Annotated in this window: 16 protein-coding genes and 2 pseudogenes; 8 read left to right on the top strand and 10 right to left on the bottom strand. The window is 67.5% G+C overall.

The window, feature by feature from the left end; genetic code table 11:
• Nucleotides 1-114 precede the first annotated feature (114 nt).
• Nucleotides 115-800 (top strand): annotated as a pseudogene (locus ACZ4Z5_RS10600) (IS5 family transposase); the annotation flags it as partial.
• 298 nt (nucleotides 801-1098) lie between these two features.
• Here the strand turns inward: ACZ4Z5_RS10600 and ACZ4Z5_RS10595 are convergent.
• From ACZ4Z5_RS10595 to ACZ4Z5_RS10575, 5 genes and pseudogenes are all read right to left on the bottom strand, one after another.
• A complete protein-coding gene (locus ACZ4Z5_RS10595; RefSeq protein WP_468259577.1) occupies nucleotides 1099-1323 on the bottom strand; it encodes a winged helix-turn-helix domain-containing protein in 225 nt (74 codons plus the stop codon).
• 133 nt (nucleotides 1324-1456) lie between these two features.
• A pseudogene (locus tag ACZ4Z5_RS10590) lies at nucleotides 1457-1507 on the bottom strand (hypothetical protein); the annotation flags it as partial.
• A 240-nt stretch (nucleotides 1508-1747) separates the two neighbouring features.
• Complete coding sequence (locus ACZ4Z5_RS10585; RefSeq protein ID WP_468259575.1) at nucleotides 1748-2422, bottom strand: hypothetical protein; 675 nt, start codon at nucleotides 2420-2422, stop codon at nucleotides 1748-1750.
• 8 nt (nucleotides 2423-2430) lie between these two features.
• Entirely contained in the window at nucleotides 2431-8880 is a 6450-nt protein-coding gene (locus ACZ4Z5_RS10580; protein ID WP_468259573.1) for an RHS repeat-associated core domain-containing protein, read from the bottom strand.
• 618 nt (nucleotides 8881-9498) lie between these two features.
• Entirely contained in the window at nucleotides 9499-10041 is a 543-nt protein-coding gene (locus ACZ4Z5_RS10575; protein ID WP_468259570.1) for a hypothetical protein, read from the bottom strand.
• Between the two features lies 1 nt (nucleotide 10042).
• On the opposite strand from ACZ4Z5_RS10575, the gene ACZ4Z5_RS10570 reads away from it, so the two are divergent.
• Together ACZ4Z5_RS10570 and ACZ4Z5_RS10565 are read left to right on the top strand one after the other, a co-directional pair.
• Nucleotides 10043-13981 carry an FG-GAP-like repeat-containing protein gene (locus ACZ4Z5_RS10570; protein ID WP_468259567.1) on the top strand — a complete coding sequence of 1313 codons (3939 nt, stop codon included), beginning with the start codon at nucleotides 10043-10045 and terminating at the stop codon, nucleotides 13979-13981.
• Between the two features lie 260 nt (nucleotides 13982-14241).
• A complete protein-coding gene (locus ACZ4Z5_RS10565; protein WP_468259564.1) occupies nucleotides 14242-16500 on the top strand; it encodes an FG-GAP repeat domain-containing protein in 2259 nt (752 codons plus the stop codon).
• A 722-nt stretch (nucleotides 16501-17222) separates the two neighbouring features.
• Here the strand turns inward: ACZ4Z5_RS10565 and msrB are convergent.
• The 4 genes from msrB to ACZ4Z5_RS10545 form a co-directional block, all read right to left on the bottom strand.
• Nucleotides 17223-17630 carry a peptide-methionine (R)-S-oxide reductase MsrB gene (gene msrB / locus ACZ4Z5_RS10560; RefSeq protein ID WP_468259562.1) on the bottom strand — a complete coding sequence of 136 codons (408 nt, stop codon included), beginning with the start codon at nucleotides 17628-17630 and terminating at the stop codon, nucleotides 17223-17225.
• A gap of 9 nt (nucleotides 17631-17639) precedes the next feature.
• Nucleotides 17640-19031: a UDP-N-acetylmuramate--L-alanine ligase gene (murC, locus tag ACZ4Z5_RS10555; protein ID WP_468259560.1), complete on the bottom strand. Its 1392-nt coding sequence runs from the start codon at nucleotides 19029-19031 to the stop codon at nucleotides 17640-17642.
• 133 nt (nucleotides 19032-19164) lie between these two features.
• Entirely contained in the window at nucleotides 19165-19632 is a 468-nt protein-coding gene (locus ACZ4Z5_RS10550) for an indole-3-glycerol phosphate synthase (RefSeq protein WP_468259557.1), read from the bottom strand.
• Nucleotides 19633-19759: 127 nt separating this feature from the next.
• Nucleotides 19760-20524 carry a pyrimidine reductase family protein gene (locus tag ACZ4Z5_RS10545; RefSeq protein WP_468259554.1) on the bottom strand — a complete coding sequence of 255 codons (765 nt, stop codon included), beginning with the start codon at nucleotides 20522-20524 and terminating at the stop codon, nucleotides 19760-19762.
• Nucleotides 20525-20560: 36 nt separating this feature from the next.
• Between ACZ4Z5_RS10545 and zapE the strand changes: the two genes are divergently transcribed.
• The 3 genes from zapE (at nucleotide 20561) to ACZ4Z5_RS10530 (ending at nucleotide 22889) form a co-directional block, all read left to right on the top strand.
• On the top strand, nucleotides 20561-21652 hold the full coding sequence (gene zapE, locus ACZ4Z5_RS10540; protein ID WP_468259551.1) for a cell division protein ZapE: 1092 nt from the start codon (nucleotides 20561-20563) through the stop codon (nucleotides 21650-21652).
• Between the two features lie 189 nt (nucleotides 21653-21841).
• Entirely contained in the window at nucleotides 21842-22267 is a 426-nt protein-coding gene (locus ACZ4Z5_RS10535; RefSeq protein ID WP_468259548.1) for an OsmC family protein, read from the top strand.
• Between the two features lie 157 nt (nucleotides 22268-22424).
• The gene (locus tag ACZ4Z5_RS10530) at nucleotides 22425-22889 is read left to right on the top strand and encodes an SRPBCC family protein (RefSeq protein ID WP_468259545.1); all 465 of its coding nucleotides are present in this window, start codon (nucleotides 22425-22427) and stop codon (nucleotides 22887-22889) included.
• Nucleotides 22890-22921: 32 nt separating this feature from the next.
• Here the strand turns inward: ACZ4Z5_RS10530 and ACZ4Z5_RS10525 are convergent, their stop codons facing one another.
• On the bottom strand, nucleotides 22922-23599 hold the full coding sequence (locus tag ACZ4Z5_RS10525) for an AIM24 family protein (RefSeq protein ID WP_468259543.1): 678 nt from the start codon (nucleotides 23597-23599) through the stop codon (nucleotides 22922-22924).
• A 194-nt stretch (nucleotides 23600-23793) separates the two neighbouring features.
• Between ACZ4Z5_RS10525 and ACZ4Z5_RS10520 the strand changes: the two genes are divergently transcribed.
• Together ACZ4Z5_RS10520 and ACZ4Z5_RS10515 are read left to right on the top strand one after the other, a co-directional pair.
• Complete coding sequence (locus tag ACZ4Z5_RS10520) at nucleotides 23794-24504, top strand: peptidyl-tRNA hydrolase (RefSeq protein WP_468259540.1); 711 nt, start codon at nucleotides 23794-23796, stop codon at nucleotides 24502-24504.
• A gap of 100 nt (nucleotides 24505-24604) precedes the next feature.
• The gene (locus ACZ4Z5_RS10515) at nucleotides 24605-25372 is read left to right on the top strand and encodes a DUF4142 domain-containing protein (protein WP_468259537.1); all 768 of its coding nucleotides are present in this window, start codon (nucleotides 24605-24607) and stop codon (nucleotides 25370-25372) included.
• Nucleotides 25373-25533 lie beyond the last annotated feature (161 nt).

The following is a 25533-nucleotide window of genomic DNA, read 5'->3' as shown; positions in this document are numbered from 1 at the left end:
ACGACTTCACCTGACCTGGCCTTGGCACACCACCCCCAACGACCCACCACCATCAAAGTCACCGGTATTGGCCTTAGACCGTGTCCTATGTGGTGCCGGCTCGTTGGACGGTTCATGGGGCGGGGTACGTGGAGTTGGATTGTTCCGGACGGGTTATGGGAGATCGCGAAGCCGCTGATCCCGCCGTCAAAGGTGCGGTCGCAGGGCGGCGGGACGCAGGACACACCAGACGAGACGCTGTTCGCCGCGATCGTCTACGTGCTGGTCAGCGGTTGTGCCTGGCGGGCTCTGCCGCCATGCTTCGGCATCTCGAAGTCCACCGCCCATCGCCGGTTCATGCTCTGGTCGAGAGCCGGCGTCCGGGGACGGTTACACGAGGCGGTCCTCGACCGGATCGACGAGTGCGGCTTGCTGGACCTGTCCCGCACGGTCCTCGACTCTGTGCACGTGCGGGCCAAAAACGGGGCGAACTCACAGGTCCGAGCCCCGTGGACCGGGGCAAAGCGGGTTCCAAGATGCACGTCCTGTCGGACGCGAACGGACTGCCCCTGGTCGTCGGCATCTCCGCAGCCAACACGCACGACAGTCTTGGACTGAAGCCCATGGTGGCCGGTCTCCAATCGAGACACGACCCCGACCGCGGCTGGCACTACAAGCCCCGCAAACTGCACGCCGACAAGGCCTACGACATACCTGAACTGCGAAAATGGTTACGCGGCAAACGCATCGCAGTCCGGATCGCCCGCAAAGGCATCGAGTCCAGCGAACGACTCGGCCGACGTCGCTGGGTCATCGAACGCGGTGGAGTTGCTCCGGATGATGCGTGGTGGGTGCTCGCGTTGTCCCACACCACGACCAGCGGGGCGCCGCCGGGCTGCCGGCGGGCGGAGGTCAGCGGGTCCGCGAACTCGCGGGCCCGGAAGCCCTTCTTCTCGCCGGTACGGCCCCGGTACGTCTGGGTCCGGTAGATCAGCCTGGTCTCGCGGCCCGGTCTGACGCAGTTCATCCCGGCCATCAGGACCCGGCCGGAACCCTTGCCCGTTACCCTGACCAGCGGCGTCCGCCCGTGCCGCGACCAGGTCCGGCCCTTGCCGGGTTTCAGGTCCTGGCCGGTCTCGTCCTCGAAGACTGTCCACGCGCCCAGGAGCTGGGCCGTCCCCTTACCCGTGACCACTGCTCCGTCCGCCAGCGGACCACGGCCTGCTCGTCCCGCTCGACGGCCCGGTGCGCGGGGACCTGCGGCGGCCAGCCGAGCCGGTGCAGCAGATACGACACGGGTCCACCGCTGGTCCTCACACCAGCCGTGCGCTGCAGGGCCGGCATCCAGTTCGGCCTGCAACCGTTCAGCCTGGACATCGTTGAGCTGACAGGAAAAGCCGCCGGCCCCGTTGGAGGCCAGGGCCGACCTGCCGCCGTCGCGCCAGGCGGCGTGCCAGGCGTACGCCGACTTCCGCGACACCCGTAACCCACGGGCCACCTCCGGCGGCCGCACCCCCTGCTCGAACATCTCCGCGGCCTCGAAACGCACTCCTTCACGCTTCGCCCGCCCCGCAGCGGTCAGACCGCCACCATCCGCGTACCTCATGACGAGGATGTAGCACCGCCAACGCCTGCTGTCACCCCACCCTTTCAACCTCAGCGTCAAGCACACCGAAGCCCTGCCAGAAAACGTCTGGCAGGGCTTCATACGTGTTGGCGTCACCCGTCAAAGGTAGGCCGCCAAAAAAGGAGGCTCAGATGGAGTCCCCTAATTCGACCTGGGATCTGTATCGGGAGACAGGAATTCAAGGGAAGACAGTAGATCTTCTCCAAGCGCCAATCGGCAAGCGATCCCCTCATACCTCACCCAAGCGGAATGATCCACTGGAATAAAATTGGCGACATGAATCCTCAAGAGGAGCCGAAAAGCAAGGTCGGCGGAGGCAGATCGCACGCAAGCGTCGAGCGCATCGCGTAGTTCGGATACCTCGGACCCGAAGTACCTGCGAAATTCCTCAGGGAGCTGCAGAGGGGTTTTGGCGATGACGTCGCACACCTCATTCACTACAGCCTGAGAAGACCACGCAGCGTCAGCCTCCAGAGGAACACAGCCATATATCGCTTTCCATCGCCGACAAGCCCTGCCGATGCGACCCAGAAGGATGCGGCCCGTCTCGTCACCTTGGAAGCAATAATTCCATGAAGTCGACATCAAGAAAAGCATCTCGATCCTGCCGTCACTCAAGGAAGAACCAGCCAGTTCGGCGACGTCACGCTCAAGCGCAGCCGCCTCCTTCTGCTGCGCCTCATCGGCGACGGGCGCTTCCCCTACGGAGAGGTAGGAGTAGACAACTTCCTCAACTCCTCCCGTATGAATCCAGTCCTCATGAAATAGGGCAGCCAATCCCGACAAACCGAAGTCGAAACTAGTGAACCTTTCCATGGTATTCCTCACTTCGGATAAAGCGTCGATACGTAGAAACCACCTGGATGCCCTTTGGCGCGCGTCAACTGTATGAAGTAGCCGTTTCCTGTAGCAGCACTCGACCCATCCGCGTAGAACGTAGTGCCCAGAGAATTATTGGCACCAAACCTACCGGAGAAGGTCAACTGCTGCTGCGATCCCCGCAACCATTTATTGATGCGGGCCTGATTGAAAGCTACGGCGTAGTCCGCAACCTGTTGCGCGGTCTGGTGATCAATAAACACACTGTTCTTTCCACCCGGCTTGCTCGCAGCCAGGGAGATTGCTCTGGCGTTCGATATCCCGACGTGTTCGTCAAGAGTGTGAGCCACCCCGGGGAAACTATTGCCAGCCGTTGTGAGGCAAGAAGAGTTGTGTACGAGGACCGGAGTGTTCCCCGCCAACACATAGTACGTGTGGAGGCCCTCCACGGTCAGGTTGTAGGTACGTGCTCGCTTACTGAAGCCGCGGTTGGCTTCGATCTTGGCGGTGGCGCCTTCGTCAGTGCGGAGGGTCATGCCGGGTGCGAGGTCGCGCGCTTCGAGCCATCGACGCTCGGAGGGTGACCAGAAGGGGTGCTCGTATGTTGCGGTGAGCTTCTCCAGGCCGTGGGCGGTCTTGATGGTGAGCTCGTTGAAGTCCCTGTCTTCGTCCGTGACGATGAGTCGGGTGACCTCACGGGCGCCGGTTTCGCCGGTGAGGGGGTTAGTGGCGATGACCAGGTCGCCGACCTTGATTTTGTCGATGTCCTTGGTCGAGCCGTCGGACATCTTGACGTCGGTACCGGCGAGGAAACACTTGCAGTTTCCTCCGCGGGCGCCCGGCTGGCGCATACCTGCGGTTCGTGAGCCGTAGCCCATGGCGAATGCTTCGCCGATCATTTGACCGGCTGGCGGTTCGTAGATGGAGGCATCGATGAGTTTGCCCGTCACCAGCGCTTCTGCGGGCGAGTAACACTCAATGAAGTCGCAGGGATAGTCGAGGAAGTATTCGATTTCCTCTTCTGACGCGCCTCCATATAGCCACATTTTGTAGGCAACTTGTTTGGTGACGCTACCATCGGTCGGGTCGTACTTGACGAAGATCTCGATCAGCTTTTTGCGAGGGGTATTCTTGCTGTTGCGTGCCGGCTTTTTCCCGGAGTGCCATGCATCGACGGTGCGGTCGTATGCATTGTGGGAGGCCCTGACCCGGTCCTCCGCCGCCCTGGTGTTCTGATTAATTCTCGGCTTACCCGGCTGGTGACCGGGTGTGGTGTTCTCGTGCCGGGGTGAGGGCCGTGTGGGGCAGTCGACTTCGGCGCAGAGGCCTGTGGGGTCTGACTGCGTTACGGGGTTGTTGTTGGCATACGTGTACCCGTTGAGTTGCTGGGACTGGGTAAGGACCATGATCGGGTCGACGCTGATGAAGCGGCCGATCTGGGGGTCGTATTCGCGGGCGCCGAGGTGAGTGAGGCCGATGTCGCTGTCGCGGGTTCCGCCGACGAATCCCTTGTCACCTGCCCAGTTGGAGGGCTGAGCGCCGCGCGGTCCGCCGAAGATGGTGGTCTTGCGGCGGGTCACTGCCTGGGTGGCGTCTGCCGTGATCTGGGTGGTGGCGGTGTTGTGGTGGTCGGTGAGGGTGAAGGTCAGCTTTCCGCCGCTGCGCATGGCGATGTTCTGGCCGCCGACGTTGTAGTAGCGGGTGCCGGTGACCAGTCCGACCTTGTCCATGTGCAGCTCGTTGCCGCCGGGCAGGTAGAGGGTGGTGCCGGTTGAGTCGCGGCGGATCAGGCGCTGTCCTCCGGCGTCGTAGACGTAGTTGCTGGTCTTCGTGCCTTCGGTGACGTCCTTGAGGTGGCCCTCGTCGTCCCAGGTCAGGGCCTGGCTGGTGGAGCCGATGGTGCGACCGGTCGTGTTGCCGGCCGAGTCGTAGGTGAAGGTCTCCTCGTGCGGGTTGGTGCCGGTCTGGGTGACCTTGGGCAGGTTGTGCTTTCCTGCCGGAGGGGTGGCGTAGGTGCGTTCGGTGTCGGCCGTGGGGCCGGATGCGGTCTTGTGCTGGGTCTCCTTCTGGCGGTTGCCGACCGCGTCGTAGGTGTAGGTCGTCCAGTAGGCGTCAGGACCGCCGACGACGCTGTCGGAAGGCTCTGCGGCGCACTGCTCGCCTGTGTTGGTCCAGGCTTCCGTGATGCGCGCGAGGGCATCGAAGGCGAAGCACTGGGTGTCGGTGGTGCGGGAAGCGTCCTGGCCGTATGCGCTGGCGACCTGGGTGACGTTGCCCACCGGGTCGTAGGCGTAGCGGGTGTCCTCGATCCGCTGCGGGGCGACCTCACGGTCGGTGTAGGCCCGGGTCAGATTGCCCGTGTGCTCGTCGAACTCGCTCGTGGTCCACAGGTGCTTGGCGAACTCGCCGAACTCGGTCCGGATGTCACGGCCGTAGTGGTCGTACGTGGTCGCCGAGATGAGCGGGTCACTGCCGGCATAGACCGAGTGGAGAAGGCCTGAGGTGTTGTAGGAGCTGGTGACCGATTCCAGGGGCAGGCCGCCGATCTCTGGGTGTTCGGTCTCGGTGGGCTGGCCGGTGTTGGGGTTGTAGAAGTGGTACCACTCGTAGGTTCCCGCCAGGGGCCCTTCGGAGGCGGGAATGGTGACCTTGGTGGCGACCGGCTGGTAGAGGTCGTCGTACTCGGTGGTCTCCATGACGTAGTCGTTCTGACCCACGTGCCGGGTGGACGCGGTGGGCAGGCCCTTGGCGATGGTGTCGTAGGTCCAGGACGCGAGCGGGGTCGTGCCCTTCTTCAGCGCCGTTTTGCGGCCGAGTGCGTCGTAGTCGGTGTGGAGCGTGATGTTGCGGCCGACGTCCGTGATGTCGGTGGCACGGTCGCCCTGGTCGTAGACGGTCTTCGTGGTGCCCTTGTCGGGGTCGTCCACCTGCGTCTGATTGCCACGGATGTCGTAGCGGTAGGACCATTCGGCGCCCGACGGATCGGTGACGGTCTCGAGTCGGCCGTGCTTGTTGTAGGTATAGGCCGTGGACTGTGACGAGGTGCGGTCGGCGTTGGTGTACTGCTTCACCTCGACCGTGCGTCCCAGGGCGTCGACAACCGTGGTGGTGGCGGTACCGCCCTTCGGTGGGATGACGGTGGTGCTGTCACCCGTGTAGGCGGTCGTGGCGCGCTTGGTCTCGTCGCCGAACTTCCTGGCGATCACCGCTGTGGCACGTCCGGCGCCGTCGAACAGTGTGTCGGACGAAGCAGGGTACTTGGTGTTGTCCTGGCCGGTGACCAGTACCGGTTCGGCCTGGCCGGTGGCGAAGAAAGTGCCGGACGCCCGCCAGGCTTCGCCGCGGGTGTTGTAGAAGGTTTCCGAGACGAGGCGCCCGGCACGGTCCGGCGACGTCACCTGAGTCTGACGTGATCTCAGCAGCCCGTCGTAGAACGCATAGGACGTCTGATAGACGGAGTTGTGGTCCAGCGACTTCGACGTGACGACGATCGGTCCGTTGTTCCGGACCAGGTACTCGAAGCTGTGGTTCGGCGCGTTCGGGTATGTCGCTGCCGGACGTGTGGGCAGCCACGCCTTGGTCACTCGACCCAGTGCGTCGTACGCCGTGGACGTCACTTTGCCGTTGGCGTCGGTGACCTTGGTCGGCTGGCCGCGCAGCGGATCCAAAGCTGTTGTCACCGCATGTCCCGCGGGATTGGTCGCCACCATTGAGGTGGGCGCTTCGCCCGTGACAGGGGTATATGCGGTGGTGGTGTCCTTGCCGTAGGCGTCGGTGCCCTTGAGGGCACGGCCGTACTGGTCGTAGCAGAGCTGGTCCTTGTTCAGACCGCACGTGCTGGGGACCGAGTTGACCGGCCCGTAGCCGATGCCGTTGCCGTTGATACGCTCGGTCTTGGTGACCAGGCCCTTGCTGGGCGCGGCGCCGTGGGCGAGGTTGTCGTAGTAGGTCCGTACGTCTGCGAGGACGTCGCTGGGGCGGCTCACGGTGGCGCCACAGGCGGCGGCGACTGTTTCGGTGCGCGAGATCCTGTCGAGCATCCACGCAGCCGTGTTGCGGGCGTATGTGGTGCTGGTGCACTTTTCGTCGCCGGTTTTGGCGGTGTCGCCGTGCTCGGTGACGCTTGTCACCATGCCGTAGGAATCGAAGGCACGGTAGAGCTCGGCCACCCGGGTGCCGCCGGTGACGGTGGTGCGTGTGCGCTCGGTCTGCATGCCTGTGAGGTATGCCTCCAGTGCCGGCAGGCCCGATCGTGCTCGCGTGGCGGTGACGGCAGAGCGCCACGGCGTGTAGGACGTGGCGGACACCAGCTCGGAGGTGTCGTCGCCGTTGTAGGTGGCGGTTTCGCGGACCATGCCGGCGAACTGCTCGCGATCGGTGACCGTGGCACCTGCCGAGTCCGGGACGACCGTTCCGTCCATACCGCGGAAGTAGCGGGTCTCGGTCAGGGTCTTGGCGTCGAGTGCGGCGCCTTTGCGAGTCTGGACGCGATGGTAGCCACGGGAGACGGAATACGTCCGGTCCTCTGCCTTGGTGAACTCGTCGGTCGACTTACCCCAGTCGGCGCCACCAAGGTAGGCGTACTCCGTGACGACGTCCGGCGACTCAGCCAGGTTGTCGCCTTCGGTCACGCGCTGCACCGCGTAGCTATTGAACCAATCCTGCTTTGCAGTCTCGCCTTCGTAGGCCCACTTCACCGGGTAGCAGCGGGTGGTGTTGGAGTCGTCCGTCGGCGGCAGGGATGTGGCGGTGCAGTCGGGGTCGAGGTAGTCGATGCCGATCGTGCCGCCGGTCTCGGTGGTGATCTGGTAGAGGCGCAGGCGGATGAACGGCGCCAGGCCGTCTCCCAGCTTGTCCACGCGGTTGGGCTTCTGCACTCCGGCGAACGTCACCGGGGGAAGAGTGACTGATCCGCCGGCCAGGCCGGTTCGGGTGATGGACTCGAGCCACATGGGTGTGGAGATGCCGTCACCGGAGGAAGGGAAGCCCTGCTTCAGCGCCCAGGAGTCGACGTCCTTGTAGACGCCGCCGGTCAGGGCTTTGGTGGTGATGCTGGTCAGGCGCTTGCGGGACCAGAACGTCGGGGAGTACTTGTCCTTGCACTCCACTCCGTCCTTGCAGTACTGATCGAATGGCACGTCTGGCCAGTTCGCGGCGGTGGCCGAGTCGAACGTCGTGCAGTTCGTCAGGCAGCGCTCGCTCACTCCGAAGTGGACCTGCCCCATGGCTTTGCCCGAGTAGACCGTGTTGGAGCGGAGACCGTAGTCGATGCGTTCGAGGTATCCGCCGCGGAGGTACGGGGTGGCGGTGGACGCGCCGGTCGTCTGTGAGACGTTACGGCCGTAGTTGTTGGATTCGGTCTTCCAGTAGTACGCCATTGCGTTGCCCAGCGGGTCGACGACGTAGTCGAGCTGCCAGCGCCAGGCCTGCTGGCACCAGGCTGCGGCGAACGACGCGTTGTAGCACGGCTCTCCGGACTGGTTACCGAAGACGGGAACGGTCCAGGCCGAGTTCGTCACCGGGTCGTCTGCGGCGGTGCCGTTGTCCTTCCAGCCCGGCAGCCTGTTCAGTCCGAAGAAGTACTGTGTGCCGTCCGTCGTGGTGACTTTCCAGTGCTCGCCGACACCGTCCACGCCTGCGGTGCCGTTGTCGCCGTTGGTGGCGCCGGTGAGCTTCTCGACCTTCTCGCCGGAGTCCGACGCAGGATGCCAGCCCTTGGCTGCGTCGTAGACCAGCTCGGTGTTCTTACCACCGAGCGACAGGATGGCGTTGTCGTTGAACCAGCACAGGTCGCCGATCCGGGTGGTGTTCGTCCCGCCGGTCTTGTCGTCGTTGCAGGCCTTGTAGCGCCGTTCGATATAGCCGGGCTGCCAGTCCCAGCCGTCTCCGATCCACCCTGCCTGGTTGTTGGAGGCCGCGGTGCGTCCGTCGACCGCCTGGGAGCTGTAGTCCAGCGAGACCGACGGCGCGAGACCGCCGGGCACCTTCGGCACATCGATCGGGTACGTCCAGGAGAACGCTCCTGTGGAGCCGCCCGCGCTCCACGAGCCCGATGCCTCCAGCGAGGTCGCTTTGTAGTCGCCGGTGGGACCCGCGGAACCGGCGGTCGCCGCCAGCACCGTCGCCCCGTTGGAGGCAAAAGCGGCGCGCCGGCCGGTCGTGGCGGGCGCGGAGGCGAGGGATACGTCTGCGGCCAGCGTTCCGGTCTTGGTGTCGTTGAGCGTCTTGAGGGGCTTGCCATTGCGGCACGCAGCCTTCTGCGGCGTGGTCAGCGCGCAGGACGGCAGCTGTACCAGCCGCAGGCGCGCGGCCCAGTCACCGCCGTAGGCCCCGCCGAAGGAGGAGTAGTCAACTCGTACAGCGGTCTTGGCTTCGACCGCGCTGGTGTCCGTGCGGTTGACCGAGAGGAGGAGACCGTCGACGCCTGCCTTCGTGGCGGCGTCGTGGCTCGCCACGGAAACCCGGACCTTCGTCCCCTTTGCCGCGCGAGCAGCAGTTGTCTTGTTCCGACTCGAGGTTGTCGCCACCGAGACAGGCAGTGTGCCTGCGCGTCGGGCGGTGGTCCCGAGGCTCACTTCCGCTGCTCCGGCTGCCGGCCATGTCACCTTGGGCCGCTTCCATGCCTTGGCCGCGGCCGCGTCAGGACGCTTCTTGCCGCCTACCGCTGCCTTTTTTACAGCGACGGCCTTTGGCTGCTTCAGCTTGGGAAGGGCCCATTCCGGGCTCTCGGCAACGGCCACAGGTGGGGCCGGCAATAGCCCCACCATGACCGCTGCAGAAGCCACAGCGGCCCAGCCGCGTATACCCAAACGTCTCACACATCCACCCCTTTGCACAATGGTCAAAATCCGCCGCAGGTTAGCTTGCCGTCTTTGGTTCCAGCAATTTCCGGTGCGAAGTATTGATGCTTCCATCATGATCAGCGACCACATGCCGGATCTATGACGAAGCGTCAGTTATCTACTATTCAGGTGACTTCGATCCTGCAGGTCAGCCCCCAACGGGGGGCGTCGTGCCCTGACCCGGAAGAAGCTGCCACTGGCTGACGGCATATAGAGTCAGCTCCCAATTCTTCAGGAACACGCAAGGAGCATGGTGTTCACTTCTCCACTCATCAGGCCACCCTCGGGCCGCCTGAGAACCGGTGCGATATCCATCGCGCTCGCCTGCGGCATAACCGCTTCCGCTTTCCCTATTCCGTCGGCGTCAGCCGCTCCCAGCACATTCGCGGCCGCAACCGCGACATCGACCGATCCCGTTGCGGACGGATCGATGAGCGAGCAGGACAAAGCCCTCAAGGACGCTACGACCTCCGGCCAGGAAGTCGAACTGGTATCCGCTCGTACGGAGTCAAGCGACACCTGGGCGCAGCCGGACGGTGCGTTCACAGTCAGGCAACACGGGGCACCGGTGCGGATGCGGCGGGACGGCGCGTGGGTCGCCACAGATCCCACACTGGCATTTGCTGCTGACGGGTCGGTAGTGGCCAAGGCGACCATGGCGGCGGTGAAGTTCTCCGGCGGCGGGACCGGGCCGATGCTGTCCGGGGTCAGGGACGGCCGCGAGCTGACGCTGACCTGGTCAAAGCCGCTGCCGAAGCCGATCTTGGCCAGCAACGTGGCAACCTACCCCGAAGTGCTGCCCGGCGTGGACCTGCAGCTCAAGGCGGAGGTCGAGGGCTTCTCGCAGCTGCTAGTCGTCAAGACAGCCGAAGCCGCGAAGAACCCGGAGCTGGCGCAGCTGAAGTTCGACATCGACACCGTTGGGCTGAACGTGTCCAAGGACGCCGGAACCGGCGCTCTGGAAGCCACCGACCCGGCGGGACAGGCAGTCTTCACCAGCCCGACTCCTCTGATGTGGGACTCCACGACAGCCTCTTCTGGCACGGCCCCGGCCGCCTTCTCTGCCACGTCGGCTGAGCCCGATGCCGTGTTCGAGCCGCCGACCGGCTCGCAGGACGCACAGATGGCGACGGCCGTCAGTGGTGACACGCTGACTATCACCCCGGACCAGGAGCTGCTGAACGGCGAAGACACGAAGTACCCGGTCTACATCGACCCACCGTTCTCAACGGACTTCGGCAAGCGGGTGAACTGGGCACGGGTCTACAAGGCGTATCCCACCACCTCGTTCTGGAACGCCAAGGAGGTCGTGCGGGTCGGCTACGAGGCCGAGACCGGCGGCTCGGACCGCATCTCACGCTCCTTCTTCGAACTGGACACGGCCCATCTGAGGGGCGCACAGGTCCAGGCGTCGACGTTCCGCATCAGGAATACCTGGTCGTGGTCCTGCCAGGACCGGCCGGTCCAGCTGTGGCAGGTCGGTGACATCTCCAAGAAGACCACCTGGCAGAACCAGCCCTCGAAGATCGGCAGCTCGCCGCTCGACACCGTGAACGACTCCAAGGGCTGGAGCAAGGACTGCGCCGCGGGAAACCTGGAGTTCGACGCGACGCCCGTGGTCCGCAGCGCCGCCGTAAACGACGAGGTCAGCGTGACGCTCGGCCTCTACGCGAGCGACGAGAGCGACACCTTCGGCTGGAAGAAATTCGACCCCAAAACCGCCGTCCTGGAAACGAAGTACAACTTCCCGCCCAAGACCCCCGACGGCCTCGGCACCAGCCCGGAAACCAAGTGCGCAGTCGGCGGCACCATCGGCAACACAACAGTCAGCCTGCACGCAAAGATCGACGACCCTGACGCCGGCAACCTCACTGCCCAGTTCCAGGCCTTCAAGTCCGGAACGACCACACCCGTGGCTGACGTCACGGTGAACGCGCTCAAGGGCCGAATCGCCACCGTCGTGCTCCCAGAGGCCAGCACGCCGACCGGCAGCTACACCTGGCGAGTCCGCGCCAAGGACGCCGTCGGCGCGACCTCTGGCTGGAGCCAGACCTGCAAGTTCACCCTCGATCGTACCCGGCCCAGCCAGCCACCACTGATCACGTCGAAGGACGGCCAGTTCCCCAGCGGCGACGCAGGCTGGCCGGAGACCACCGGCAAGGCCCGCGACACCGGACGCTTCCTGTTCAGTGCGAACGGCGTCAACGACGTCGATACGTACTACTGGTGGACCGACACCGACCCGGAGGTCCACGAGGCTCCCCTCAGCGCCCCATGGGCCGATGTACGGCCGCCTTCCTACGGACCCCACATGGTGTACGCCTACAGCGTCGACAAGGCAGGCAACAGGTCCGACACCACCACCTACCTGTACTACGCCACCCGCGCCGCGGACCGAGACGCGCCCGGCGACCTCAACGGTGACGGCTTCAAGGACATCTGGAGCGTGGACACCAACGGCACCCTGCTCACCTACGCCGGCCAGGGCAACCACGAATACTCCGGCGCCACCAACGGCGGCGGCACCTTCCCCGGCAAGCAGGTCGCCTACAGCCACGACTGGGACCAAGACGGCTACAACGACCTGCTCTCGCTCGAATACAACCCGAACGACTTGAGGAACAAGCTCCTTCTCTACCCGAACGATGGCAGAGGTGCCATCCGGAAGGACTTCTACTTCCCGCTGTCCGTGACGTGCCCCGAGCCCAAGCCGAGAGGGATCTGCAAAGCCCAGGAAGGCTGGAACGGTGACGATCACTGGTACAACGCAGAACAGATTGCTGTCGGCGGCGACCTCAATGGAGACGCCATGGGAGACCTGCTGGTCAAGCAGGGCAAGCACCTGTGGCTGTACTTCGGCAGCCGGAGCATGAAGCTCGACGAGGGGCGCAGACGTCCGATCCTTGTCGGCGAGACCGACTGGGACAAGTTCACCGTCGCTGTTCCCGGCGACCTGAACGGGGACACGCTGCCAGACCTGCTCATGAGAGACAACGCCACCGGTGACGTGTACCGCGCCTACGGCCAAAAGGGCCTGGACGGCACGCTTAACTACGCCACCTGGGGCGCTGCAGCTGGACGAGTAAAGGTCGCCAGCGGCTTCTCCCAGGCCGTCTACCCCACGATCGGTTCACCCGGCGACCTCGACGGCGACGGAGGCACCGACGGAATCACTGACGGCGACGGCGTCCCCGATCTGTGGGCCCGCAAAGCCGACAACACCCTTGTCGGCTGGACCGGCAAGAAGACTGGGACAGACTTCACCGGTTTCGGCACCTCGTTCCTCATCGACGGCATCTCCGGCGGCAGCCGCATCGCCGCGGGCACCCGCCTGACCAGCGGACAATCCGTCGCCTCCAACACGGCCAAGCTCACCATGCAGGCTGACGGCAACCTCGTCATCACCTCCAACGCCGACAAGGTTCTGTGGTCCACCGGCACGGCTGGCAATCCGGACGCCACCGCGCTGATCCACGCCGACGGCAACATCACCGTCTACGCTGCCGACGGGAGCACCAAACTCTGGAGCACCAACCTCACCAAGGAGAACACCCCGGACCTCCTCGGCGACGGGTACGCAGTTCTGCACGATCGCGGCAACTTGGTCGTCCACAACGCCAAAGGACAGGCCCTGTGGTCCAGCGGCACCATCCTGCGCCACGACTACAACCGCGACGGCCGCAGCGACCTCGGTGCCTGGTACGACTACACCGACGGCAGCGACGCCATGTGGACCTTCAAAGCGGCTTCGGACGGCACCTTCCAGGCGCCTGTGAAGTCCTTCCAGGCCGCAGCCGGAAAGTGGGACGCCTCGAGCATGAAGTTCGTCACCGGCGACTTCAACGGCGACGGGTTCGGTGACGTGGCCGCACTGTACGGCTACGGAGACAGCAGCGTCAGCCTGTGGACCGCGCTGGGCAGAGCAGAAGGCGGCTTCAGCAACCCCGTCAAATCCTGGGGCGTCGGACCGGGCAACTGGAAAGCATCGGCCACCACCCTGGAAGCCGGCGACTTCAATGGTGACGGCCGAGACGACCTCGCGGCCTGGTACACCTACAGCGACGGCGGCAACAGGCTCTGGACCTTCACATCCACGGTCCGCGGCACCTTCAACGCGCCGTTCCCCTCGTGGACGTCCTCGGGCAGCGGCTGGAACCGAGCCAAGACCAAGTTCGCCACTGGCGACTACAACGGCGACGGCCGCGAAGACCTCGCCGCCTTCTACGGCTACGAAGGCAGCACCGTCAAAACATGGGTCTTCCCCACCAACGCGACGGGCGCCTTCTCGGCACCCACGACCTGGTGGACCAACACCACCATGGACTGGAGTCTCGCCCAGGTACACGCCGGCGACTTCAACGGCGACCGCTTCGACGACATCGCCATCTGGTATGACTACAGCGACGGTGGTACCGGTGACGGCAGCGACAAGGTCTTCATCACCACCTCCACCAGTTCGGCCTTCAACGCGGCGAACACCGCCCTCACCTCCCCGGTGGGAGCCTGGGACATCAACCACAGCCGCCTGATCGTCGGAGACTACAACGGCGACGGCCGTGACGACCTCGGCTCGATGTACGACTACGCCGACGGCACTGTGAAGACCTGGACCATGAAGAGCGACGGCACCTTCAGCTCCGCCGTCTCAGGATGGTCATCAACCGGCAGCAACTGGGCATTCGACCGGACTCGCCTGTTCAGTAGCTACAACTGAGCAAATCCGCTGCACCACGCAGCTCGGCCGGTCCCGGGAGCCCACAGGTTGCCAGGACCGGCTGCCTGCTTCTCCGGTGTCAAGCACCACACAGCTACACGACACCTCGTAGTCCGCGGCTGTCAGGTCCCGGTCAGGAACAGCTGACACTTTGTTATGCTCCGCGCGACGCCGGCCTTCGGTCTGAGAAGGCCGTGAGAGATGGTGCGTCTTACCGTGCGCATCGTCGTGCGCGCGGCGTTCTCAGGGGAGGGCACTCGATGCAGTCACGTATGTCCCGGCAGCGGCTTGCCGCCGCGATCGCGGTCGGCCTGGCCGTCACCGCAAGCGTGCCGGCGGTTCCCGCCGTCGCCGCCCCGGCCACCGGGACGACGGCACCGGATGTCGCGGACGTGGCTGCCAACGTGCTGCCGATCGCCTCGGGCTCCGAGATCCTCAGTGCGGGCCCGACGGGCTTCGTGTCGTTCGACGGCGCACGCAACCTGCGCTGGACCCGCTCGTCCGATGGCTCTTCCACCGTCCTCCAGCGCGACGTCCTCCCGATCACGCAGACCGAAGCCCACGGCGCCGTGTCCGACACCGCGGTCACGGGAGACACCACATACCCGTCCAACTACGCCACGGTGACACTGACCGACATGGCCTCCGGCGGCTCCCCAGTGGAGATCGACCTGGCCACACCCGACTACCGGTACGTCGGCACCGTCGGCTCCACCGTCGTCGCGACCTCCGCACACGGCGACGTTCAGGAGGTTCGCCTTCTCGCCAAGTCCGGGGAATCGCCGTCGGACCGCAAGGTGACCGGGCTGCCCAGCGACACACATGAGGTCCGCACATCCGCCGCCACACCCGGCAGTGTGCTGATCGAGTACGCCACCGGCCCGTACAGCAACCCCACCCACCTGGCCGTCGTCGACCTGACCACCGCCGCCGTCACGGACACCTACCCCCTCGTCGACGCCCTCCACGGGGAAGCCGCGGCCGCGCTCTCGGCCACCCACGTCGCATGGATCTCGCACAGCTCGACCACGAGCGCCGCGACGCTCTCCATCGCCAGGCGCGGTTCCGCCGAAGTGCGGCGCGTCTCGCTGCCGCGTGCCCCTCTTGCCCGGCTCGGCCTGGTCGGGAACTGGGTCGTGTACGCGAACGCGACCAAGCTGGACGAAGCCTCGTCGAACCTGCTCACTCCGCTGACCGCCATGCCCATCGACGGTGACCCCACCCGCAAGTTGATGGACCACGTCACCTCCGTCACCCCCACGCCGGACGGCTCCCTCCTCGCCATGGGCGGCACAGTCGCCAAGGGCGAGGGCCTGTACCGGATCTCCCCCGGAGCGGATGGCGCGCCCGTCGTCGAGCAGGTCGCGAGCACCGGTGAGCCAACACAGGTGGCGGTCCTGGGACACAGTGTTCCGGCCGTGATCGACCTCGACCTCAACCGCGGTCAGGTGAAACTGGCGTGGCAGGTGTCCCGACGCAACGTCCAGGTGGCCGTCACACTGCGCCACACCAGGACCGGCCAGACGGCGAAGAGGTACCTCATCTCGGACGGTCCCGTGTCCACCGGTCCTCAGACCGCCGAGTTCATGTGGAACGGCCTGCTCGACAACAACGGCCGGGGCCTGGCCGCATACAACGGCGACTACACCTGGCACATCAGCGCCGAACCGCTGAACGGCATCGGCCCGGCCGCCACCGCCACGGGCGCCTTCCAGGTCACCCGCAAGGCTGCCCTGCACGACTACACCGACAACGGCTCCCCCGACCTGCTCGCCCGTGACGCCTCCGGCCGGCTGTGGCGCGAGGACACCTACTACAACCTTCTGGACAAGCGGTTCACCGGAGTCCAGCAGCGCACGCTCGTCGGCAGCGGCTGGCAGAACTTCAACCAGATCGAGGCCGTCGGCGACGTCGGCGGCTCGGCCGTCGGCGACCTCGTCGCGCGCGACAAGGCCGGTACGCTCTGGCTCTACCAGGGCAGGGCCGACGGCACGTTCGCAGCGGGCACGAAGATCGGCAGCGGCTGGGGCGGCTTCAGGCATCTGGCCGGCGGCAGCGACCTGACCGGTGACGGCAGGCCCGACCTACTGGCCGCCGACGCCGCGGGAGGCCTGTGGCTCTACAAGGGCACCGGCAACGCCAGCGCGCCCTTCGCCGCCGGAAAGAAGATCGGCTCCGGCTGGCAGTCCTTCAACCAGCTCACCGCAGTCGGCAACCTCGCCGGCACCGTGCCAGGGGACCTCGTCGCACGCGACACCTCCGGCGTGCTCTGGCTCTACCAGGGCAAGGGCGACGGAACTTTCACCACCCGCGTCAAGATCGGCAGCGGCTGGAACACCTACACCCACCTCATCGGCATCGGCGACGGCAACCGAGACGGCCGAACCGACCTCTACGCTTGGGGCCCCAACGCCTCACACTTCTTCGAGAGCACGGGCAACGCGACCACACCCTTCCGCACCCGCTCCGACACCCAAGCGCTCCTCAACGGCGTGCAGACGTACAACCACCTGGCCTGAGGAAGAGACGCATCCTGTCGTCGCCCGGGATCACGCATCCCTGCGACTTGTGTCGAAGAAGGCTCCTTGCCTGCCAAGCCGGGCCGATCGGACCCGAGCTCCCGACTCCCTTACCCTGCCCACCGTCGACCCACCAGCCGTCCGCGGCCTGAAATTCCCGGCGGCGCTCCCCGCCCGAATCGCCACGACCACCCTCGCCGAACGCCTCGCCGACTTCGACGGTGCCCTCGCCGCGGCTCGCGAGCCCGTAAGGATCGAATGGGGTGCCTGAAGACCACGCACACGCCCCGCCGCTCCTCAGCGGCAACCACGGCCCGCCCCACGCGGCGGCAGGCTGCCTCCACCATCACCGTGGCCTCGATGGTGACCACAGAACCGGAAAGGAACATGGGAACGGGGGAAGCCGCTGGTAGGGGGAGGGCAGCTGGTGATCGAGACGGTTGTGCGGTAGGCCGTCCGCACGTGGCCGCAGGTTCGAGCACCCGCGCCGTGCACGACTGACGGCAAACACCCAGCACCCCGTGTACAACGGGTGCACAATCGCGCGGGAACTCTAGGGAAACCGCAGGTACGGGCGGGAAGCCGGGCCGGACGCATGGTCCTGACCGGATGAAAGTCCTGGCCACGACCACAGTGAAGGACGAGTCGGGCTGTACGCCGGGTACAGTCCCTGCATCAGCCACCCATCTGCCCGGCGAACTAGTGAGTCCACCAACCCGGCATCATTCCTCGGCCGGCTCCAGCCGCAGCGAGATCGAGTTGATGCAGTACCGCTGGTCCGTCGGCGTCGGGTAGCCCTCGCCCTCGAAGACATGGCCGAGATGCGAGCCGCAGCGGGCGCAGCGGACCTCCGTGCGGAGCATGCCGAGGGAGCGGTCCTCGATCAGTTCGACGGCGTCGGTGTCCTTCGGGTCGTAGAAGGACGGCCAGCCGCAGTGGGACTCGAACTTGGTCCCCGAGGTGAAGAGCTCCGCTCCGCAGGCGCGGCAGGAGTAGACGCCCTTGGTCCTGGTGTCCGTGTACTCACCCGTGAACGGGCGCTCGGTACCGGCCTCGCGCAGCACGTGGTACTCCGCGGGGGTCAGCTCCTCGCGCCACTGCTCCTCCGGCTTGTCCACCTCGTACGGCATGGGGGCTCCTCAGTCCGACAGTCGGGCGATGATCAGCGGGCCGAGGTCCGTGACGTCCCCCGCGCCCATGGTGAGAACGAGATCACCGGGCACGGTCATTCCCGCGATCACGTCGGGGACCGTCGTCTTGTCGTGGACGGGGGTGACGTCCGCCCCGGCCGCGATCGCCGCGTCGACGATGAGGGCGCTGGTGATGCCGGGGATCGGGTCCTCGCGGGCGGGGTAGATGTCGAGGACCACGGAGGCGTCGGCGAGGGCGAGGGCCTGGCCCATCTCGGTGCCGAGCTCCTGGGTGCGGGAGAAGAGGTGCGGCTGGAAGACGACGAGGAGCCGGGAGGAGCCGGCGGCGGCGCGCATCGCCTCCAGGTCGGCGGTCATCTCCGTCGGGTGGTGCGCGTAGGAGTCGATGACCTGGACGCCGGCCGCCTCGCCCTTGAGCTGGAGCCGGCGGCCGACTCCGGTGTAGGCGGTGAGCGCCTGGGCCAGCTCGGCCGGACCGATGCCGAGGCGGGCGCCGGCGGCGAGGGCCGCGGCGGCGTTGTGCGCGTAGTGGCGGCCGGGGACGGAGACGGTGAAGGTGTGCTCGGTGCCGTCGAGCGCGACGGTGACCTCGCTGGTCATGCCCTTGGGGGTGATCGTGAGGATGCGGACGTCGGAGTCCTCGGTCTCTCCGACGCGGACGATGTTCAGGTCGCTGCGCGAGGACACCCGCGCGGCGAGCTCGCGTGCTCCGGAGTGCTCGCCGACGACCAGGGTGCCACCCTCCGGGATCTTGGCGGTGAACGCCTCGAAGGACTCGTAGATCTCGTCCATCGACGCGTAGTTGGCGTGGTGGTCGAGCTCGACGTTGAGGACGATCGCGACCTCGGGGTCGTACTTCTGGAAGCTGCGGTCGCTCTCGTCGGCCTCGGCGACGAAGATCCCGCCGTCGCCGTGGCGGGCGTTGGTGCCCGGGCCCGCCAGGTCGCCGCCGATGGCGTACGAGGGGTCGAGGCCCAGCTCGGTGAGCGCGACGGCCAGCATGGACGTGGTGGTCGTCTTGCCATGGGTGCCGGCGACGGCGATGGCACGCAGGCCGGCCATGAGCGAGGCGAGCGCGTCGGAACGGTGCACGACGGGGATGCCCAGCTCGGCGGCCCGGGCCAGCTCGGGGTTGTCCTCGCGGATCGCGCTGGACACCACGACACAGGTGGCGTCGTCCGCCAGGTGCTCGGTGGCGTGTCCGATGTGGACGGTGACACCGAGGGCGCGCAGCGCCTCGGAGGTGGCCGACTCGCGTGCGTCACTGCCCGCGACCTTGGCACCGCGCTGGGCGAGGATCTTCGCGATGCCCGACATTCCGGCGCCGCCGATGCCGATGAAGTGCGGCCGTTCCATGGCGGAAGGGATGGCGGCTGCCATGCGGTGTCTCCCCGGGTAGTGACGTGACTCGGGGGCCCAGCCTAGTTGCTCGCCACAGGTCCGGCGGAGCCCGGAGGGGGCGTGCCCGTTCCCGCACCGCGGTCCGGGGCCGGAGACGCGGCCGGAACCGGGCTCACTCGCTGTGCGCGAAGAGCTTCAGCACGGGCACGCCGACCTTGTGACGGGCCCGGGACGCCCAGTCCCGGTGGAAGAACTCCTCGACGAAGTGGGGGGCGGTCAGGACGATCACCTCGTCCGCGCCGGATTCCTCGACGACCTCCCTGAGCTTGTCGAGCGGATGCTTCTCGACGATCTGGCCGACGGCCCCGCTCCCGGCGGCCCGCAGTGCCGCGACGGAGTGCTCCAGGGCCCGCTCGGCCGGCTGTCTCGCCTCCTGGCCCGCGGGTTCCTCGGCCTCGTGGACGGCGTCGTCGATCTCACCGAGCGCGACGTCGTCGATGGCGCGCAGCAGCCGGTCCTGGTCCCCACGGGGCTGGAGCAGGACGATGAAGGAGACCTGCTCGTCCCCGTGCAGGCTGGTGACGAATTCCACGTCGACGGACGTCAGGGGCTTCTCGATCATCAGAACGCTGGTGAACACGGTGGTGGCCCTTCTCCAGTCTTGGGCCGCGGTGGCCCCAGCGGAAACCATCCTTCCCCGTGCCCGCACGGGGTTGCCGGGAGTGTGCCCACCCGGCAGTAACCGGAACGACAAGTTCCACCGATTGTCAGATCCGACGGTAGCGGGTGAACAGAAACCCGGCCTCTTCCAGCAGGGAGTCGAGCGCGAACCGCTCGGGAACGGACACTCCCGGTCCGCCGGCGATCCGCTGGGCACTGCCGGCGGTCATCGACGGCGAGAGGGTCAGACACAGCTCGTCGAGCACGCCCGCGGCCACGAACTGGCCGAGCAGTCGTGGCCCGCCCTCGGTCAGCTGCCTGGTCAGCCCGCGCCCGGCGAGCACCTGCACGGCCCTGGCCGGGTCGACCCCGGCGCCGTCCCCCGCGACGAGCACCTCGGCACCCGCCTCCTCGGCCGCCCGGACCCGGTCCTGGTCCGCCGCCGCGCCGGTCAGCACCAGGGTCGGCACCAGGGGGGACGTGAACAGCGGCATGGAGAAGTCCAGGTCCAGGGACGCGCTCACCACGGCGATCACCGGCGCGGGCCCCTGCCCGGCGGCCGCCCGGCGCGCGGCGAAGGCCTCGCGGGCCCGCGCGGGCCGGTAGCCCTCCATCCGTACGGTCTCGGCCCCCACCACCACGACGTCGGCCAGGGCCCGCAGCGTGCCGAAGATCCGCATGTCGGTGTCGGAGGAGATCGGCTGCGAGCGGCCCTCGTGCTGCGCGGCGCCGTCGAGCGTGGTGACCATGTTGGCGCGCAGCCACTTCCGCTCGCCCGCCGGATACGCGTACGCGTCGGCCAGGGCGTCGAGGTCCCACTCCCGGTCGCTGGTCTCGGCTGTCTGGTCGGTCACAGGGAACAGGCGTCGCATTCGTGCAGTCTGACACGGCACGTAAAGTGGAGGGCTGTGTCGTCCTCCACCGCCGCGCCGGGGCAGCGCCCCATAGCCGACGCGGCCCCGCTGTCCCTGTGCGCCCGCGAGCCGCACGTCCCCGCCGACCGTCTGGTCGCCGAGATGGTGCCGCCGCCGCGCTTCGACTCGGTCCGCTTCGATACGTACATCCCGGATGCGAAGCAGCCGAGCCAGTCCGAGGCGGTCTCCGTGCTCGCCTCCTTCGCGGCCGGGCTCGGCGGTGCGCATGCGAGCGGCGGCGGGAAGCGCCGCTGGTTCGCGAAGAAGCCCGCCGCCCCGACGGGTCCGCGCGGGATGTACCTGGACGGCGGCTACGGCGTCGGCAAGACCCATCTGTTGGCTTCGCTGTGGCACGCCACCCCGGCGGCACCCGAGCTCAAGGCGTTCGGCACGTTCGTCGAGCTGACGAACCTGGTGGGTGCGCTGGGCTTCCAGCAGACGGTGAAGACGCTGAGCGGGCACCGCCTGCTGTGCATCGACGAGTTCGAACTGGACGACCCGGGGGACACCGTCCTGGTCTCCACCCTGCTCGGCAAGCTGGTCGACGCGGGTGTGGCGCTCGCCGCCACGTCCAACACCCTGCCCGGCAAGCTCGGCGAGGGCCGGTTCGCCGCCGTCGACTTCCTGCGCGAGATCCAGGGCCTGTCCGCACACTTCCGCCCGCTGCGGATCGACGGCGAGGACTACCGCCACCGCGGTCTGCCGGAGGCCCCGGCGCCGTACTCGGACGAGGTGGTCACCAAGACCGCCTACGCCACACCGGGGGCGTCGCTGGACGACTTCCCCTCCCTGCTCGACCACCTGGCCCGGGTGCACCCCAGCCGCTACGGCGCACTGACGGACGAGGTCGGCGCGGTGTGCCTCACCGATGTGCAGCCGATACCGGACCAGTCGACCGCGCTGCGCCTGGTGGTCCTCGCGGACCGGCTGTACGACCGGGAGGTGCCGGTCCTCGCCTCCGGGCTGCCGTTCGACCGGCTGTTCAGCGAGGAGATGCTGAAGGGCGGGTACCGGAAGAAGTACTTCCGGGCGATCTCCCGGCTGACCGCCCTGGCCCGGGACGCGAAGGGCCTGGTCGAACAGTAGGTCATGGTTCGCCCCTACGGGGGACCAGCTTCGCGCCTGTTCACGGGGGACCGGCCGGGGACCACTGGTGCAGACCGAGCCGGCCTCCCGATGTACCGAAAAGATTCCCTCGACGGGTATTCGGTCGGGCGGTCGGGGACTTGATCGACTGTAGGTTGGGGCTCACACCCCATCAGAAAGGGATCGATCATGGCCACCACCCGCCAGGCCCACACGGTTTGGGAAGGCAACCTGCTCGAGGGTTCGGGCAAGGTGTCGCTGGACTCCTCCGGCATCGGTACCTACGACGTCTCCTGGCCGTCGCGGGCCGAGCAGGCGAACGGCAAGACCAGCCCCGAGGAACTGATCGCCGCGGCCCACTCCAGCTGCTTCTGCATGGCCCTCTCGCACGGGCTGACCGGTGCCGGCACCCCGCCCACCCGCCTGAACACCCGGGCGGACGTCACCTTCCAGCCCGGCGAGGGCATCACGGGGATCCACCTCACCGTGCAGGGCGAGGTCCCGGGTCTCGACGAGGCGGCCTTCGTCAAGGCGGCCGAGGACGCCAAGGCGAACTGCCCGGTGAGCCAGGCCCTCAAGGGCACGACGATCACCCTGAGCGCGTCGCTCGCCTGACGTCCGACGACTCGGCGGCGCGACCCGCGCACGGCTCACCCGGCATCGGCCGGGTGAAGCCCGGTGCGGGTCGCGACTCCGGTCAGCCGGTCAGCCGGAGCAGGCCCATCAGCCCGCTCAGCGGGTACGGAGCCCCGGAGCGGGTGAGAATCCGGCCATGGACACACCACAGGTCGCCGTCGAGCGGCGGATCGCGGCGCCGCGGGACCGCGTCTGGGCCGCCCTGACCGACCTCCGGGGGATGCCGGAGGTGCTGAGCGGCGTCGAGCGGGTCGAGCTGCTCGGCGAGGGCCCGTTCGCGGTGGGCACCCGGTGGCGCGAGACCCGCCGGATGTTCGGCAAGGAGGCCACCGAGGAGCTGTACGTGACCGTGTGCGAGGCACCGGTCCGCTACGTCGTCGAGGCCGACTCCGCGGGCACGCACTACGTCTCCGAATTCGCCCTCCGTGAGGCGGCGTCCCCGTCGGGGACCGTGGTCCGTATGACCTTCGCCGCCACTCCCCCGGGCGGCTTCGCCGGCCTCCTCGCCAGGGTGCTCGGCGGTGTGGGCCGCCGGGCGGTGGCCAAGGCCATCGCCCGGGACCTGGCGGACGTCGCCGCCCACGTCGAGCGGCACGGCTGACCCGCACCCGGCACGCGGACCCGTCCGCGGCCTCAGCCGGCCGACGCCTTCTGCGGGGTCGATTCGCTGGGCCGCACGATCACCAGGCCCTCGCCCCGCAGCATCAGTTGGACCGCCTCGCCGGAGCCTCCGCGGATCATCGAGCCGAAGGACTGCGAGCGGTGCAGCGAGGTGTCGAGGTGGGCGCTCCAGCCGACGACGGCGTCGGTGTCGACGTAGACGGGCTGCTGGGCACTGACCGGTATGACGATCGGGTTGCCCTCGCAGATGAGGCCCAGCCTGCCGTGGCCGGTGAAGACGGAGTTGAAGATGCCGCCGCCGGTGATTCCGGCGCCCTTCACGGTCGTGATCTCGTAGGAGAGCGTGGAGTCGAAGCAGAGCACATTGCGGCCGTTGACGGTGAGGGCGTCGCCCGGTTCGAGGTCCACGATGAAGCAGTTGGCCGCTTCGTGGGCGAACCACGCCTCGCCCCGGCCGCGAACGGCCATCAGCGGAAGTCCCTCGCCGGTGACGGCCCGCTTGAGCATGCCGCCTATGCCCTGGCCCTTGCGCTCGAACGCGAGGTCGCCGCGGAAGGCGATCATGGATCCCTGGCGGGCGAGCATCTCACCGTCGACGGCGTACTTGATGGACTTGGCGTTCTGCAGGGTCATACCGGGCGCGGTGGCGGGCTGTGCCATGTTCTCCGCGGCGAAGAGGTCGCTTTTCATGCCGCGCATGGTGTCCCGGAGTCCTCCGTTCCGCCAAGTTGCGGTGCGGGACCTCCGTCAAGGTGCGGTGCGGGACCTCCGTCAAGGTGCGGTGCGGGACCTCCGCGAGGATGCAGTGCAGGGGCGTCCGCCGGGAAGGCGGCGCCGCGACCTCCGCCGGGAAGGCGTGCGGTGGCGGCTGGCAGACTGGTCCGGTGAGCAGCAACGACAGCACCGAGAGCCCCTTCCGTCACGAGGTCACCGCCCGTGACGCTGCCCCGCAGTTCGTCCTCCCGATGGTGGTCCGTATCGAACGGGACGCTCCCCCGGCACGTACCGACGCGCTGGAGACGGCAGCCCGGGCGGTGCTGATGATGCTCTCCGACGAGCGGTCGCAGGACGAGGGTGAGTGGGCTGACGCCGTACGGGACTGGCAGGACGGCCGGATCCGCAAGGTGGTGCGCCGGGCGCGCGGCGCGGAATGGCGCAAGGCCGCGGCGCTGCCCGGCATCACGGTGACCGGGCGGACGGCGGAGGTCCGGGTGTTCCCGCCGGTGCCGCTGGACGGCTGGCCCAAGGAGCTGGCGAAGCTCCAGGTGTCGGGCACCGATCTGGACGATCCCGAGGCGCCGGGCCCGGCCGATGGCGCCCGGCCGGTGCTGTGGCTGAACCCCGGCCTGGAGATGTCGGCGGGCAAGGCCATGGCGCAGGCCGGACACGGTGCACACCTCGCATGGCTGGAACTTCCGGACACGGAGCGGGCGGAGTGGCGCGACGCCGGGTTCCCGCTGTCCGTCCGGATTCCGGACGCGGAGCGGTGGTCCGGGCTGACCTCGGGGCCTCTTCCGGTGGTGCGCGACGCCGGATTCACGGAGATCGCTCCCGGTTCGTGCACCGTGGTCGCAGACCATCCCGCCCTTCGGTGAACGGACGGGCCTCGCTGTCCGTATCCTTCCGTATCCGTCGGTACCGCCAAGTACGCTGTCCGACCATTCAGTTGGCGGCCACGCTCGGGAGGCTCTTTTGTTGCGGCGCATCAACGGCACGGCTCTCATCATCGCGGCACTCGTCGCGACCATAGGAGCCCTCGCATTTCCCGTCTGGTCGTACGCCGACCGGTCGGGCACCGGGCAGGCGAATCTCAACGCCTCCTCGGTGGCGACTCAATGGGGGCCGCTGTCCGCCACCGACCGTGACTTCCTCGTCAAGGTCCGGCTCGCCGGCCTGTGGGAACTGCCGGCGGGCCAGCAGGCGCTCGAGCGTGCCCCGAGTGCCGCGATCAAGGCTGCCGGGGACCACCTGGTGGTCGGCCACTCCGACCTCGACAGACGGGCCCGCGACGTGGCGGCGAAGCTCGGCGTGGAACTGCCGAACCAGCCCACCGAGCAGCAGCAGGGCTGGCTGCGCGAGCTGACCGCCGCCCAGGGCAAGGAGTACGAGGTCAAGTTCGCCAACATCCTGCGCAACGCCCACGGCAAGGTCTTCGGCCTGATCGCCCAGGTCCGGCACACCACCCGGAACACCCTGATACGCCAGCTGGCGAACGACGCCAACGCGACGGTCCTGGACCACATCACGATGCTGGAGGCGACCGGGCTCGTCGACTTCGACGCCATCGCCAACGAGGCGGCCGGCGCCGCGACCGCCAGCCCCAGCGGCCCGCCGCCGCCGAACGGCTCCGTTCCGGCCCCGCCGCTGCCGGCCGTGCCGAGCGGCAACGCCACGCTGACGTCCCGGCCGTCGACCCAGCCGCTGGACCCGACGATGCCCGGCATGTCGATGCCGCCCCAGTGATCCGGCCCGCCCGGGATCCGGCGGGCGGCATCCCACCGTCCCACCGTCAGGACGGCCGGGTGATGACGGCCGGATGACGGGCCGGCGGCGGGGCCGCCGGCGGGCGGCCGGCCCGAACGGCGGGTTCCGGCCCGGAATCGGGCCCGGAACCTCAAATGAAG

It is taken from the genome of Streptomyces sp. NPDC030222 (genome assembly GCF_055573115.1).
This window is presented reverse-complemented; position numbering and strand designations above follow the sequence as displayed.